Annotated in this window: 15 protein-coding genes and 1 tRNA gene; 11 read left to right on the top strand and 5 right to left on the bottom strand. The window is 72.0% G+C overall.

From position 1 onward, the window contains the following. Positions 1 to 22: 22 nt before the first annotated feature. A complete protein-coding gene (locus ACFYON_RS17580; RefSeq protein WP_355014975.1) occupies positions 23 to 1,015 on the bottom strand; it encodes a zinc metalloprotease in 993 nt (330 codons plus the stop codon). Positions 1,016 to 1,194: 179 nt separating this feature from the next. On the opposite strand from ACFYON_RS17580, the gene ACFYON_RS17575 reads away from it, so the two are divergent. From ACFYON_RS17575 to ACFYON_RS17565, 3 genes are all read left to right on the top strand, one after another. Beyond that, positions 1,195 to 1,268: transfer RNA gene (locus ACFYON_RS17575), tRNA-Gly, on the top strand. A gap of 355 nt (positions 1,269 to 1,623) precedes the next feature. Next, the gene (locus ACFYON_RS17570; RefSeq protein ID WP_355014976.1) at positions 1,624 to 2,106 is read left to right on the top strand and encodes a hypothetical protein; all 483 of its coding nucleotides are present in this window, start codon (positions 1,624 to 1,626) and stop codon (positions 2,104 to 2,106) included. A 180-nt stretch (positions 2,107 to 2,286) separates the two neighbouring features. Continuing rightward, a complete protein-coding gene (locus tag ACFYON_RS17565; RefSeq protein WP_355014977.1) occupies positions 2,287 to 2,898 on the top strand; it encodes a dihydrofolate reductase family protein in 612 nt (203 codons plus the stop codon). Here ACFYON_RS17565 and ACFYON_RS17560 read toward each other — a convergent pair. Both ACFYON_RS17560 and ACFYON_RS17555 read right to left on the bottom strand, forming a co-directional pair. Continuing rightward, positions 2,877 to 3,398, bottom strand: coding sequence for a GNAT family N-acetyltransferase (locus ACFYON_RS17560; protein ID WP_355014978.1), 522 nt, complete (start codon positions 3,396 to 3,398; stop codon positions 2,877 to 2,879). The two genes, ACFYON_RS17565 and ACFYON_RS17560, sit on opposite strands and share 22 nt — an antisense overlap. Positions 3,399 to 3,407: 9 nt before the next feature. Next, entirely contained in the window at positions 3,408 to 3,803 is a 396-nt protein-coding gene (locus ACFYON_RS17555; protein WP_355014979.1) for a VOC family protein, read from the bottom strand. Between the two features lie 87 nt (positions 3,804 to 3,890). Here ACFYON_RS17555 and ACFYON_RS17550 point away from each other — a divergent pair, with 87 nt between their 5' ends. From ACFYON_RS17550 to ACFYON_RS17535, 4 genes are all read left to right on the top strand, one after another. After that, positions 3,891 to 4,784: a LysR substrate-binding domain-containing protein gene (locus tag ACFYON_RS17550; protein ID WP_355014980.1), complete on the top strand. Its 894-nt coding sequence runs from the start codon at positions 3,891 to 3,893 to the stop codon at positions 4,782 to 4,784. 32 nt (positions 4,785 to 4,816) lie between these two features. Continuing rightward, entirely contained in the window at positions 4,817 to 5,383 is a 567-nt protein-coding gene (locus ACFYON_RS17545; RefSeq protein ID WP_355014981.1) for an NUDIX domain-containing protein, read from the top strand. 76 nt (positions 5,384 to 5,459) lie between these two features. Continuing rightward, positions 5,460 to 6,512, top strand: a complete 1,053-nt coding sequence (locus ACFYON_RS17540) for a MerR family transcriptional regulator (protein WP_354866274.1) — start codon at positions 5,460 to 5,462, stop codon at positions 6,510 to 6,512. Between the two features lie 50 nt (positions 6,513 to 6,562). Then, positions 6,563 to 7,444: an LLM class flavin-dependent oxidoreductase gene (locus tag ACFYON_RS17535; RefSeq protein ID WP_354866272.1), complete on the top strand. Its 882-nt coding sequence runs from the start codon at positions 6,563 to 6,565 to the stop codon at positions 7,442 to 7,444. Here ACFYON_RS17535 and ACFYON_RS17530 read toward each other — a convergent pair. After that, positions 7,441 to 7,854, bottom strand: coding sequence for an ASCH domain-containing protein (locus ACFYON_RS17530; RefSeq protein ID WP_354866270.1), 414 nt, complete (start codon positions 7,852 to 7,854; stop codon positions 7,441 to 7,443). The genes ACFYON_RS17535 and ACFYON_RS17530 overlap by 4 nt on opposite strands. A gap of 40 nt (positions 7,855 to 7,894) precedes the next feature. After that, positions 7,895 to 8,443: a phosphoribosyltransferase gene (locus ACFYON_RS17525; RefSeq protein ID WP_354866268.1), complete on the bottom strand. Its 549-nt coding sequence runs from the start codon at positions 8,441 to 8,443 to the stop codon at positions 7,895 to 7,897. A gap of 159 nt (positions 8,444 to 8,602) precedes the next feature. On the opposite strand from ACFYON_RS17525, the gene ACFYON_RS17520 reads away from it, so the two are divergent. From ACFYON_RS17520 to ACFYON_RS17505, 4 genes are all read left to right on the top strand, one after another. Continuing rightward, on the top strand, positions 8,603 to 9,235 hold the full coding sequence (locus ACFYON_RS17520; RefSeq protein ID WP_354866266.1) for a septal ring lytic transglycosylase RlpA family protein: 633 nt from the start codon (positions 8,603 to 8,605) through the stop codon (positions 9,233 to 9,235). Positions 9,236 to 9,303: 68 nt separating this feature from the next. Continuing rightward, positions 9,304 to 10,431: a PP2C family protein-serine/threonine phosphatase gene (locus ACFYON_RS17515; protein WP_354866264.1), complete on the top strand. Its 1,128-nt coding sequence runs from the start codon at positions 9,304 to 9,306 to the stop codon at positions 10,429 to 10,431. 116 nt (positions 10,432 to 10,547) lie between these two features. Continuing rightward, a complete protein-coding gene (locus tag ACFYON_RS17510) occupies positions 10,548 to 12,404 on the top strand; it encodes an acyl-CoA dehydrogenase (protein ID WP_354866263.1) in 1,857 nt (618 codons plus the stop codon). Positions 12,405 to 12,589: 185 nt separating this feature from the next. Further along, complete coding sequence (locus ACFYON_RS17505) at positions 12,590 to 12,859, top strand: DUF6458 family protein (protein WP_013283345.1); 270 nt, start codon at positions 12,590 to 12,592, stop codon at positions 12,857 to 12,859. The last annotated feature ends 6 nt before the right edge of the window (positions 12,860 to 12,865 follow it).

The following is a 12,865-nucleotide window of genomic DNA, read 5'->3' as shown; positions in this document are numbered from 1 at the left end:
CGGTGTACGTGGTGCGATGAGGTCAGGCTGCGCGGTAGGCGTTCCACGCGGTGAGCATGCGGCTCGCCTGGCCGGCGGTGAACTGGTACATGCAGGAGTCGTACGTGTAGTCCATGAAGTTGGTGATCGGGTCCTTGCCGGTGGTCGAGCAGGTGTCCCGCCCGGTCGGGCACTGGTACGCCGGGGACGACTCTGCCGGGGTGTCGGAGACGCTGTCGCCCGAGCCGGAGCAGCCGCCCTGGAAGGTGTGGTAGAGGTTCAGCCAGTGGCCGACCTCGTGGGTGCCGGTGTCACCCTGGTTGTAGTTGGTCGCGGTGCCGCCGGGCAGCGACTCGTTGAGCACCACCACGCCGTCCATCTTGTCCAGCGTCCGCTTCGGGAACGTGGCCCAGCCCAGCAGGCTGTCACTCAGCTCGCCGAGGTAGATGTTCAGCGTGTTCTTGCCGCCCACACGCAGCGAGGTCTTCATCGAGCGCTCGGCGGAGGAACCCTGCACGATCGGGTACCACGACGTGTTGGTCACCCGGTTGATCTTCGTGAGCTGGAACCCGAACGCGGTGGCGGCGCCGCCGGTCGAGCCCGCGTACGCCTGGTTCAGCACGGTGATCTGCTGGTTGATCATCGAGTCCGTGATGTTGCCGCCGGCCCGGGTGCTGTTCTCCTGGATGACGTGCACGACGACCGGGATCGTCACGGTGGCCAGCGGGGCGACGGCGCCGGTCCGGAAGTTGGCCCGCTCGCGCTGCGCCGCGGCGAGGTCGGCCTCACGGTCGCGGACCTGCTGGGCGGTCAGGTGGTTGGGGTCGAGCTTGGCGTTGCCGCCCTTCGCGACGCGGGCGTTCGCGTACTCGTCGGCGTGGGCGCCGACCGGCTCGGCGCAGACGCCGGCCGGGGCGGCCGAGAAGGCCGAAGCAGCGGGGACGACGCCGACGGCGGCGGTGCTGAGCAGCAGCGCGAGGGTCGACGTCGCGACACCGGCGGTACGCCGGGTCAGCAGGTCGGGACGGAGTCCCATGGGCCCACCTCTTTCTGACGGCGTGCCAGGGGGTGTGTCACGCCGGTTCGGAAACGTGGGGCAGACGTTACATCGCATCGACGCATTTGAGAACGCCCATAGGTTTCCGGCGTGCAACTTCGCGCCTGGGGGTACCTGGGTGCACGGGCGTGGTGACCTCAGGTAGAGTGATGCCGCCTGCGGGTGTAGTTCAATGGCAGAACATCAGCTTCCCAAGCTGACAGTGCGGGTTCGATTCCCGTCACCCGCTCCACGCGGAAGGCCCTGGTCAGGATGCGAGTCCCAGCCAGGGCCTTCGACGTTTCTTGGGCCACGAGCACCCGTCGGGCCATCCACGGGCCACTGGCCACGCTTCTTGCTCTCGCCCTTGGCCTTGTCCGAGGAGCCGCGCGCCGACTTCTTGGCCTTCTTGCGCTCGGCCTTCACCGCGTCGCTCACCGCCTGGGCGACAGCACGGCACAGCAACACCCGGTCGCCGTCCCGAAGAACGGTCGTAACGATTCGGGCTCGACCCAGGGCTGCCGGCGGAGATCGGCGTCCATCGTCGCCACGGGCCTTCACCGTCGGCGGATCGACTGACACAATGCGGCGTGCGATCACGTCTGCGGATGATCAGAGTGACGACCACGCCGGTGCAGGTACGGGAGACGGCCACCGTCGACCTGCCCACCAGCGCGGAGGCGGCCTTCGGCTTCATGTGGGATCCGGCCTCGTCGGTCGCGATGCACGATTCGGTGGAGCTCGGCGTCACGCTGCCCGGCCCGGAGGGAGTCGGCGAGATCCAGGCGTTCGTGCATCGGACCCCCACGGACCGGATGGGCGTCATCCACGAGGTCGTCGAGATGGAACCGGGTCGTCGTGCCGTCACCCGTACCCTGACGGCCGGATGCCCCAGCGGCGGCGTGCTCACCGTCGTGCCGCTCGGTCCCGACTCCTGCCGTCTCACCCAGGAGTTCTGGCTGGAGCTTCCGGCGGGTATGCCGGCGGGCACCGACAGGCAGGTACGTGACGAGTACCGGACCCGGCTCGCTGAGCTGACGCGGCGGCTCGCGGCCTGGGCCGCTCACGCGCCCCGGGACGCCGCTCGCTGACACGCCCTCGGACCGAGCACGCGACGCATCGTCGTGAGGGCGGTCAGGCCCACCGCTCGGCATCGGGCAGGCCGAGCCGGCGTCGGGCCACTTCGTCGAACAGGTGATTCCGGCGGCGATGAGTCGCGGATCGTCGGCGGGTCTACCGGTTGACGGAGCGGAAACCGAAGGAGCAGACCCATGGGTACGTTGATCGTGACCGAGTTCCTGACCCTCGACGGCGTGGCGCAGGCGCCCGGCGAACCGGACGAGGACCGCGAGGGCGGCTTCAGCCACGGTGGCTGGCAGATGCCGCTGCTGGACGACAAGTCCGGCGCGGTGATGTTCCAGCGGGCGAGCAGCATGGACGCGCTGCTGCTGGGCCGCAAGACGTACGACATCTTCGCCGGCTACTGGCCCAAGGCGCCCGCGGACATGCCCTTCACCGGGCTGCTCAACGGCGTGCCCAAGTACGTCGCCAGCCGCACCCTGACCGAGCCGCTGGCCTGGGCGAACTCGACGCTGGTGAGCGGCGACCTGGCCGAGCGGGTGACCGAGATGAAGGCCCGCCACGACGAGGTGCACGTGATCGGCAGCCTCGACCTGGTGCAGTCGCTGCTGCGCGCCGGCCTCGTCGACCGGCTCAACCTGTGGCTGTATCCGGTCGTGCTCGGCACCGGCAAGCGCCTGTTCGGCGAGGGAACGGTGCCGAGCGCGCTGCGGCTCACCGAGTCGGTCACCCACGCGCACGGCACGCTGCAACTGACGTACGAGCCGGCCGGCGCACCCGTCTACGGGGACGCCGCCGCGTAGGGCGCGCGGAGGTCGAGCACGTGTCGCAGGCCGGGCTGCCCGTCGAGATCCACCTCGCAGTCGGAACCCGTGCCGTCCGGCACGAAACCGGCACGCCGGAGCACCGCCAGTGAGGCCGGGTTCGCCAGCGCCGCCGAGGCGACCAGCCGGCGCAGGCCGTACGTCGTGCGGGCCAGCTCGCACACGCGCCGTACGCCTTCACTCGCGAGCCCGCGCCCGGCGGCGCGCTCGGCCACCCGGTAGCCCAGCTCGGCGCTGCCGTCCGCCACGTCGACCAGGTTGAACCGCCCGAGCACGGTGCCGTGTTCGTCGACCAGCACGTGGAAGTGGCAGGTGCCGCGTTCCTGCTCGTCCAGGAGGGCCGCGTGCCGGGCGGGGTACCGGGTGAAGTAGTCGTCGCCCCGGTCGGGGACGTACCGGGCGAAGTACGCCTGGTTCTCCCGCTCGAACCGCAGCACGGCGGGTGCGTGGTGAGCGGCGAGTCGTTCCAGCTCCGGCATCGGACCAGGTTAGGCGTCGGCCGGGTAGGAGCGCAGTTCGATTGTGTTGCCGTCCGGGTCGCTGACGTAGATCGAGGTGCCGGTGCCGCGCGCGCCGAAGCGCGGTACCGGGCCGGTCAGCACGGTGAAGACCCCGGAGTCGACCACCCGCTGCCAGTCGACCGGCTCGACCACCAGGCAGAAGTGGTCCACGTTGGACCCGCCCGGCTCGCCCCGTACCAGGTCGATGATGGTGCCGGCGTCGACGCGTACGGACGGGAAGGGCACCTCGCCGGCCCGCCACCTGTCGACCCGCACCGGGGCCAGGCCGAGCGTGCCGCAGTAGAAGTCGAGCGAGCGTTCGACATCGCTCACCGAGAGCACGAGGTGGTCGAAACCGGTCACCGTCACGAGATCGTTGTGCATGCGTCTACCCTGGTCCGCCGCACCACCGGGACCAAGCCCGATCCGGACTACGATCGTTGACCCGCAGGCAACGACGGAGGTGCTCCGGTGCTGGAGCGGTACGAGATCGAGACGTTCCTGACCCTGGCCGAGGAACTGCACTTCGGGCGGACCGGCGAGCGGCTGCGGGTGAGCACCGGCCGGGTCAGCCACGTGGTGCGCAAGCTGGAACGCCGGATCGGCGCGCCGTTGTTCGAGCGCACCAGCCGGGTCGTCCGGCTCACCCCGATCGGCGTCCGCCTGGCCGAGGAGATGCGCCCGCTGGTGGCCGGCATCGAGGCGGCGGTCCAGCGGGCCGTGGACGCCGGGCGCGGGCTCACCGGCGAGCTGCGGGTGGCGTACGTGGGCGAGTCGACGGCTCCGGTGCTGTTGCGTGCGGTGGCCCTGTTCACCGAGCGTCACCCGGACTGCGAGGTGCACGTGCACGAGGCGCCCCTGGCCGGCACCCGGTCGAGCCTGCGGGACGGCACGATCGACGTGCTGATCGCCTCGTACCCCTTCGACGGGATGGCGAACGGCCCGGTGCTGATGCGCGAACGCCGGGTGCTCGCGGTGGCCGCCGGCCATCCGCTCGCGGCCGAGGAGTCGGTGTCGCTGGAGGTGCTCGGTGACCATCCGGTGGTGCAGTACCCGGCGGTGACCTCGGCCGCGTTCAAGCAGGACCGCACGCCGGTCCGCACCCCGGCGGGCCGTCCGGTGCCGGAGGGCCCGGTCGGCGGCAGCTTCTCCGAGATGCTGGCGCTCGTCGCGCTGGGGCGCGGCGTGCTGCCGGTGGGCGAGCAGACCCGGCAGTTCTACGCCCGTCCGGACGTGGCCTATGTGCCGATCCACGACGCGCCGCCGATCAGTCGCGGTCCGGTGTGGATGGCCGAGAACACCACTTCCCGGGTACGCGAGTTCGTCCGCGCGGCGGCCGACGCCAACCCGCTCCCGCCGGACTGACCTCGTCGTACCCGGCTGGCAGCATCGGCGGGATGCGGAACGAGATCCGGGCACTGGTCGACGAGCTGGCGCCGGGCGACGAGCAGGAGGCGCGGCACCGGGAGGCGGCGCTTGCCTGGCTGGCCGGCACGGAGGACATCTTCCGCCGGGCCAAGCCGCGCACCCCGTCGCCGCACCTGGTCGCGTACTTCCTGCTCCGCGACCCGGCCGACGGCACGGTGCTGCTGGTCGACCACCGTCTCGCGGGCATGTGGCTGCCCAGCGGCGGTCACGTCGAGCCCGGCGAGCACCCGGCCGACACGGTGCGCCGCGAGCTGCGGGAGGAGTTGGGCGTGGCGGCGGCCTTCGCGCCGCCGTTCGGCGAGCGCCCGGCGTTCCTCACCGTCACCGAGACGGTCGGCCCGCCCGAGCTGCGGCACACCGACGTGAGTCTCTGGTACGTGCTGTCCGCCCACCGTGACCAGCGCTTCACGCCCGATCCGGTGGAGTTCGCCGGCATCCGCTGGTGGACGCCCGCCGAGGTGGCGGACGCGCCGGCCGGCACGATCGAGCCGCATCTGGGCCGGATGCTGACCAAGCTGGCGGCAACCACGCCTTGACCCGTCCCCTGCGGCAAGGCCCAGCGTGGTCGGTGCCGGTCGCGGTGACCGGCACGAGGAGCGCGAGGGAGGACACGTGCGACTGCTGACCATCGGGGCGTTCGCCCGCGCGACCGGCCTGAGCGCCAAGGCGCTGCGCATCTACGACGACTGCGGGCTGCTGCCCCCGGCCGCGGTGGACCCGCACTCGGGCTACCGCTACTACGCGCCGGAGCAGCAGGACCGGGCCCGGCTGATCGGCGGGCTACGCCGGGCCGGGATGCCGCTGGCCGAGATCCGTACCGTCTGCGGCCTGCCGCCCGCCGCCGCCGCCGAGGCGCTCGACGCCTGGTGGCGGCGGGTCAGCGCGGACACGGCGGCGCGCGGCCGGGCCGTCGCGCTCCTCGCCGACACACTCAGCGAGAGGGGCACCACCATGTCCGAGACCACCTTCCGGTACGCGACGCGCTGCGAGACCGGCGCGGTCCGCGACTCCAACGAGGACACCGCGTACGCGAGCGCGGCGCTGCTGGCGGTCGCCGACGGCGTACGCGGTCCGGCCGGGTCCACGGCGAGCGCGGCGGCGGTGGACGCGCTGCGGCCGCTGGAGCAGGCGGACGCGCCGCAGGGCGACCTGCTCGCCGCGCTGGCCGACGCGGTGACCCGGGCCGACCGGGCGGTACGCGCGCACGCCACCGACGCCGACCAGCCGGCCACCACGCTCACCGCGCTCGTGCGGCGCGGCACCCGGCTCGCGCTGGTGCACGTCGGGGACAGCCGGGCGTACCTGCTGCGCGGCGGCGAGCTGTCCCGGCTCACCCAGGACCACACGTACGTGCAGACGCTCGTCGACCAGGGGCGGCTCACTCCGGCCGAGGCCGGGGCGCATCCGCAGCGGGCGCTGCTGGCCCGGGCGCTCGGCGCGGGCGCGGAGGTGGAGGCGGATCTGGCGCTGCGTACGGCGCTGCCCGGCGACCGCTACCTGCTCTGCTCCGACGGCCTGTCCGCGGTGGTGGAGCCGGGCGCGTTGCACGCCGCGCTGACGGAGGCGGACGGTCCGGAGACCGCCGTCGAGCGCCTGGTCGAGCTGGCGTACGCGGCCGGCGCGCCGGACAACGTCGCCTGCGTGGTCGCCGACGTGGCGGCGTGATCCCCGCGACCCGGGTCGGACTGTCCGGCCCGGGTCGTACCCTGGCGATCATGCGAATCGGCATCGTGATCCTGCCCGACCAGCGCTGGTCGGAAGCGCGCCGGCGGTGGGCCCAGGTGGACGAGTGGGGCTTCGACCACGCCTGGACCTACGACCACCTGGGCTGGCGTGACCTCGTCGACGGCCCGTGGTTCGACTCGTGGACGACGCTTACCGCTGCGGCCGGCGTGACGTCCCGGGTGAAGCTGGGGACGCTCGTCGCCTCGCCGAACTTCCGGCACCCGGCGGCGTTCGCCCGGCAGGTCACGGCGCTCGACGACGTGTCCGGCGGCCGGGTGCTGCTCGGCCTCGGCGCGGGCGGCATCGGCTTCGACTCGGCCGTGCTCGGCGGCGAGACGCTGCCGCCCCGGCAGCGCGTGGACCGGTTCGCCGAGTTCACCGAGTTGCTCGACGCGATCCTGCGGGAGGACGGCACGACCTGGCGCGGGGAGTGGTTCACCGCTGTGGACGCCCGCAACAACCCGGGGTGCGTCCAGCAGCCCCGGGTGCCGTTCGTGGTCGCCGCGAACGGTCCCCGCTCGATGCGGCTGGTCGCCCGGTTCGGGCAGGGCTGGGTCACCACCGGGCTCGGCGGCGACGACATCGAGACCTGGTGGGGCACGGTGGCGGAGCTGTCCGAGCGGATGGACCGCACGCTGGAGCAGGCCGGCCGTGACCCGGCGACGCTCGACCGCTATCTGTCGCTCGACTCGGCGCCGGTGTTCTCGCTCACCAGCGCCGACTTCCTCGTCGAGCAGGTGGCCCGGGCGGCCCGGCTGGGCTTCACCGACGTGGTGACGCACTGGCCCCGGGCCAGCAGTTGGTACGCCGGTGACGAGGCGGTGCTGGTCGAGGCGGCGGCGCTGCTGCCGGAGCTGCGCCGGGCCGGTTAGGTGCCGACGCTGCCCTCGGTGGAGACCAGCCGGAACCGGAGGCAGACGATCCGGGTGTCGTCGGTGACCGGCGTGCCCTGCCGGGCCCAGTAGGCGCCGTGGCCCTCGCGCCACTCCTCGATCGACCGGTCGCCCTCGCCCTCGGCGCGGGCGAAGTCCCACGGCACGTCGGCGAAGCGCACCACCTCGACGCCGGTCACCTCGATCACGGCGACGAACCGGTCGTCGTCGTCGACGAGCACCTGCCGCTCGCCGACGTACTCCAGTTCCTCGTTCTCGTCGTCGTACTCCTGGACCAGCCCGGCGGTGGCGGTCTTCACACCGGAGAGCACGAGGGTGTTGAGTCGGGTGCGCAGCTCGCCGGGCGTGCCGAGGGCGAGCGCGCGCAATCCACCGATGCGGGGCCACATGCCGCCGACGCTACGGCACGTTCCGTCACCATCGGCGGGCTCACGGCAGGTCGGCGCCGGTGAGCAGGGCGCGCAGCCTCAGCCGCCCGGCCACCTCGGGCGGGCAGGTCGCGACCAGTGCGGCGGCGCCGATCAGGTCGGCTCCGGCGTCCGCGACGACCCGGCGCAGCGCGTCCAGTTGCGCGCCGGTGTCGACCCAGTCGTCGACCAGCAGCACCCGGTCTCCGGGGTTCAGCCGCCGGCCGTCCACGCCGACCCGCAGCCGCCGTCCCCGGTAGTCCGGGGGCGTCTGGGCCCAGCGCGTCGGACCGGCCCGGCGGCGCTCGCCACCGTCCTTGTACGCGGGCAGGAAGCCGGCGCCGGCGGCGACCGCGACGAGCGGGCCGAGCAGCAGCCCGGTCACCTCCGGGGCGATCACGACGGTTGGGCGGTCACCCGGGAACAGCCCGGCCAGTGCCGGCCCGACCTGGGCCAGCACGTCGGGGTCGCGCCACCAGCCGGAGATGTCGCTGACCAGGTGGGTGCTGCCCGGCCCGGGGTCGATCCACCGGAACAGCTCGACCAGGCGACGAGTCAGCACGGGTTCCATCCTGGCGGATCGGTGGGCCGTTCGGCCGATCGACTGTGGCGCGATCGGCTACACGTACCAGGGTAAATACGGGCATAACGCCATGATCACGTTGACTTCGGAAGTGCTTCTCTCGTTACGGTCCGGGCGGTTTGTTCAATTGACGAAAGGACCGGGCCGGTGGCTGCTAGGCACCTTCGTACCCGCAAGTTCTCCTCGCCCGCCGCCATCGCCGCGACCGCCGCGGTCGGTGTGGCCCTCGCGGTCGGCGGCACCGTCGGCGCCGTGCGGCTCACCGCCGGCGAGCCGCCCGCCGCGCCGGTCGCGGTCGAGACCCTGCCCAGCACGCCCGCCCCCACCTCGGTCGCCCCCTCGCCGAGCGCGTCGGCCTCGCCGAGCGCGAGCCTCAGCCCGTCGCCGAAGGCCACCCCGAGCCCGAAGGCGAGCCGTACCCAGGCGGCCTCCCGGAGCAAGCCCCGCACCACCGCGCCGTCGCCGACGGCGAAGAAGACGAGCAGCCCGAAGGTCGTGGACAGCGGCTCGTGCGGCGCCTCCTTCTACGCCGAGGGCCAGATGACGGCGAACGGCGAGACGTTCAACCCGAACGCGCTCACCGCGGCGCACAAGACGTTGCCGTTCAACACGAAGGTCCGGGTCACCAACCCGGCCAACGGCAAGTCGGTGGTGGTGCGGATCAACGACCGCGGCCCGTTCATCGACGGCCGGTGCCTGGACCTGTCCCGCGCCGCGTTCGCGACCATCGCCGCCACCGGTCTCGGCCACGTGAACGTCCGGTACGAGGTGCTGGGCTGACCGGCCACTCGGGCAGAACTTCCACAACCGACGGGCCAGGTTCATTCTCCCGCTCACATCCATCAGGCATGCTGTCCGATGTACGCACGCAACCCTTCCAGCCGGGCCGAGGCCCGCTGAGTCCCGGATCCCGCGCCGGCCTCGGCGCGGCCCTCGCGCTGCTCGCGATCGTGGTGGCGGTGGAGCTGGCCGACGGCCGCCCGGCGCACTACCTCGCGCTGATGGCCGTCGCGCCGTTCCTCGCGGCGGCACTGGCGTCCTGGCGGGTGGTGCTCGCGGTGGGCGGCCTGGCCACCGCCATCGGGATCGCCTTCGCCTTCGCCGAGCGGGGTAGCCCGCTGGTGACTGTCGTCAACGTGACGGCGGTCGGGGCGGCCACCGCGATCGCGGCGGCCACGGCGGCGATACGCCAGCGCCAGGCAGAGCGGATCGCGGAGCTGACCCGACTCGCCTCGGTGGCCCAGCAGGCGGTGCTGAGACCGCTCGGACCGCAGGTCGGCACGCTCGCGGTGGCGGCGCGGTACATCTCCTCCACCGCTACCGCCGCGATCGGCGGCGACCTGTACGAGGTGATGGACACCCCGTACGGCGTTCGCATGATCATCGGTGACGTACGCGGAAAGGGGCTGGACGCGGTCCGCCTGGCCAGCATCGTGCTCGGCTCGTACCGGCACGTCGCGTACGAGCGGGCCGACCTGCGCGCGGTGGTGACCGACCTGGACCGCGCGGTGGCCCGCAACGTCGGCGACGAGGACTTCGTCACGGCGGCCCTGGTCGAGGAGCGCGGCGGCACGCTGACCATCGTCAACTGCGGGCACCCACCGCCGCTGCTGCTGCGCCGGGGCGCGGTGATCCCGTTGGAGCCGCCCGCGCCCGCGCCGCCGCTCGGGTTCATGCCCGTGGTCCGGCCCCGGGTGGAGCGGCTGGAACCGGGTGACCGGCTGCTGCTGTTCACCGACGGGCTGGGCGAGGCACGCCGGGACGGCGAGTTCTTCCCCACCGCCGACCGGGCCTGGCGGCTGCTCGGCCACGGCACCGTCGGCGACGGGCTGGCCTCGTTGGAGACCGCCCTGGTCGAGTGGGTGCACGGGCGGCTCGACGACGACATCGCGCTGGTCCTGATGGAGTACGTCGGCCCGCGCAGCGCCACCGCCGCCGCGGTGCCGAGCTGGGAGGTCGGCGCCGCCGACGGATGAACGGGAAGTATGTAATCGCTGTCACTTCCGAGATCCGCTTGTCGTTGCCTACCGGCGAGTAATACAGTCTGGAGTTACTGATCGGTAACACCTGTCCGGAAGCGGGGCCAGCGAGCATGACCCACTACAAGAGCAACGTGCGGGACCTCGAGTTCAACCTGTTCGAGGTATTCGGGGCGGACCGGACGCTCGGTCAGGCCCCGTTCACGGACCTGGACGTCGACACCGCCCGCAGCTTCCTCGGCGAGGTCGACCGCCTCGCCCGCGAGGACCTGGCTGCCAGCTACTCGGACAGCGACCGCAACCCGCCGGTCTTCGACCCGGCGACGTTCACCGCGCCGCTGCCGGAGTCGTTCAAGAAGTCGTACAAGGCGTTCATGGACTCCGAGTTCTGGCGTCTGGACCTGCCGGAGGTCCTGGGCGGCACCAACGCTCCGCGCGCCCTCTGGTGGTCGCTCGCCGAGCTGGTGCTCGGCGCCAACGCCCCGATCTGGATGTACGCCTCCGGTCCGTCCTTCGCGCACGTGCTGCACGTCGAGGGCACCGAGGAGCAGAAGAAGTGGGCCCGGCTGTTCATCGACAAGCAGTGGGGCTCGACCATGGTCCTCACCGAGCCGGACGCCGGCTCCGACGTGGGCGCCGGCCGTACCCGCGCGATCCAGCAGCCGGACGGCTCGTGGCACATCGAGGGCGTGAAGCGCTTCATCACCTCCGGTGAGCACGACCTGAGCGACAACATCGTCCACTACGTGCTGGCCCGTCCGGTCGGCGTCGAGGGCGTCGGCGGTCCGGGCACCAAGGGCCTGTCGCTGTTCGTCGTGCCGAAGTTCCACTTCGACCCGGAGACCGGTGAGCTGGGCGAGCGCAACGGCGTCTACGCCACCAACGTCGAGCACAAGATGGGCCTGAAGGTCTCGAACACCTGCGAGGTGACCTTCGGCGAGCACGGCGTACCGGCCAAGGGCTGGCTGCTGGGCGAGAAGCACGACGGCATCCGCCAGATGTTCATGATCATCGAGTACGCCCGGATGCTGGTCGGCACCAAGGCGATCGCCACGCTCTCCACCGGCTACCTCAACGCCCTGGAGTACGCCAAGAACCGGGTGCAGGGCGCCGACCTCACCCAGATGGCCGACAAGACCGCCCCGCGGGTGACCATCACCCACCACCCGGACGTGCGCCGTTCGCTGCTGCTGCAGAAGTCGTACGCCGAGGGCCTGCGCGCGCTCGTCTGCTACACCGCCACCTGGCAGGACAAGGTCACGATCGCCGAGGCGGCCGGTGACGAGAAGGCCACCAAGCTGGCGAAGCGGGTGAACGACCTGCTGCTGCCGCTGGTCAAGGGCGTCGGCTCGGAGCGCGCGTACGAGTTGCTCGGCCACGAGGCGCTGCAGACCTACGGCGGTTCCGGCTTCCTCCAGGACTACCCGCTGGAGCAGTACGTCCGGGACGCCAAGATCGACACTCTGTACGAGGGCACCACCGCGATCCAGAGCCTCGACCTGATCTTCCGGAAGATCGTCCGGGACAACGGCAAGGCCCTGATGGCGGTCGCCGCCGAGATCCAGGAGCACATCGCCTCCGAGGCCGGCAACGGCCAGCTCAAGGAGGAGCGTCAGGCGCTCGGCAAGGCGCTCGCCGAGATCCAGAACATCCTCGGCGTGATGACCGGCTGGCTGGGCGAGGCCCAGGGCGGCGACACCCGCGCGCTCTACAAGGTCGGCCTGAGCAGCCGCCGGTTCCTGCTGGCGATCGGCGACCTGGTGGTCGGCTGGCTGCTGCAGAAGCAGGCGGACGTGGCGCTGAAGGCGCTGGCCGGCGAGGTCTCCGCGGCCGACAAGTCCTTCTACACCGGCAAGGTCGCCGCCGCCCGGTTCTTCGCCCGCGAGGTGCTGCCCCGCATCGGCGCCGACCGGCGGATCATCGAGGGCACCGACCTGGAGATCATGGACCTCCCGGAGGAGGTTTTCTGAGCCCTTCCGGGGGCTTTCACCCCTAGAACGTCACTCTTCCCCTCATGACGACGGCCGGCGGGCACCAGCCCGCCGGCCGTCGTCGTGCGCGTGCCCGGGGTGGATAGGCGGCCCGGTGGCGGGTAACCGTCGCGGACCACGACCGGAGTACGCCCAAGGCCATCGCACGGGGGAGTGCAGCGCACATGGGCATTGGTAGCGCCATCTTTCTCATCGCGCTCGGCGCGATCATGACCTTCGCCATCCGGGCCAACGTCTGGTGGATCGACCTGCGCGCGGTCGGCTGGGTGTTCATCCTGGCCGGGCTGGGCGTCCTGCTGACCACGCTGTGGTTCTGGCAGGACCGCCGCAAGCGGGCCCGCACGCTCATCGTGGAGGAGAACCGGCTCTCGCATCCGACCGCGATGATGCCGCCGCCGCCCGACCCGCCGCCGCCGACGGCCCCGCCGTCCTGACGCCGC

This window comes from Micromonospora sp. NPDC005686, assembly GCF_042871665.1.
In the GTDB taxonomy this organism is placed as follows: domain Bacteria; phylum Actinomycetota; class Actinomycetes; order Mycobacteriales; family Micromonosporaceae; genus Micromonospora.
Note: the sequence above shows the minus strand (reverse complement) of the source record. Positions and strands in the feature narration are given on the sequence as shown.

Coding starts and splice junctions, on each gene's coding strand:
- ACFYON_RS17560 (WP_355014978.1), bottom strand. CDS start 3,398: ATGCCGGAGCTGGAACGACTCGCCGCTCACCACGCACCCGCCGTGCTG.
- ACFYON_RS17580 (WP_355014975.1), bottom strand. CDS start 1,015: ATGGGACTCCGTCCCGACCTGCTGACCCGGCGTACCGCCGGTGTCGCG.
- ACFYON_RS17525 (WP_354866268.1), bottom strand. CDS start 8,443: ATGGAACCCGTGCTGACTCGTCGCCTGGTCGAGCTGTTCCGGTGGATC.
- ACFYON_RS17510 (WP_354866263.1), top strand. CDS start 10,548: ATGACCCACTACAAGAGCAACGTGCGGGACCTCGAGTTCAACCTGTTC.
- ACFYON_RS17530 (WP_354866270.1), bottom strand. CDS start 7,854: ATGTGGCCCCGCATCGGTGGATTGCGCGCGCTCGCCCTCGGCACGCCC.
- ACFYON_RS17555 (WP_355014979.1), bottom strand. CDS start 3,803: ATGCACAACGATCTCGTGACGGTGACCGGTTTCGACCACCTCGTGCTC.
- ACFYON_RS17535 (WP_354866272.1), top strand. CDS start 6,563: ATGCGAATCGGCATCGTGATCCTGCCCGACCAGCGCTGGTCGGAAGCG.
- ACFYON_RS17515 (WP_354866264.1), top strand. CDS start 9,304: ATGCTGTCCGATGTACGCACGCAACCCTTCCAGCCGGGCCGAGGCCCG.
- ACFYON_RS17505 (WP_013283345.1), top strand. CDS start 12,590: ATGGGCATTGGTAGCGCCATCTTTCTCATCGCGCTCGGCGCGATCATG.
- ACFYON_RS17570 (WP_355014976.1), top strand. CDS start 1,624: ATGATCAGAGTGACGACCACGCCGGTGCAGGTACGGGAGACGGCCACC.
- ACFYON_RS17545 (WP_355014981.1), top strand. CDS start 4,817: ATGCGGAACGAGATCCGGGCACTGGTCGACGAGCTGGCGCCGGGCGAC.
- ACFYON_RS17565 (WP_355014977.1), top strand. CDS start 2,287: ATGGGTACGTTGATCGTGACCGAGTTCCTGACCCTCGACGGCGTGGCG.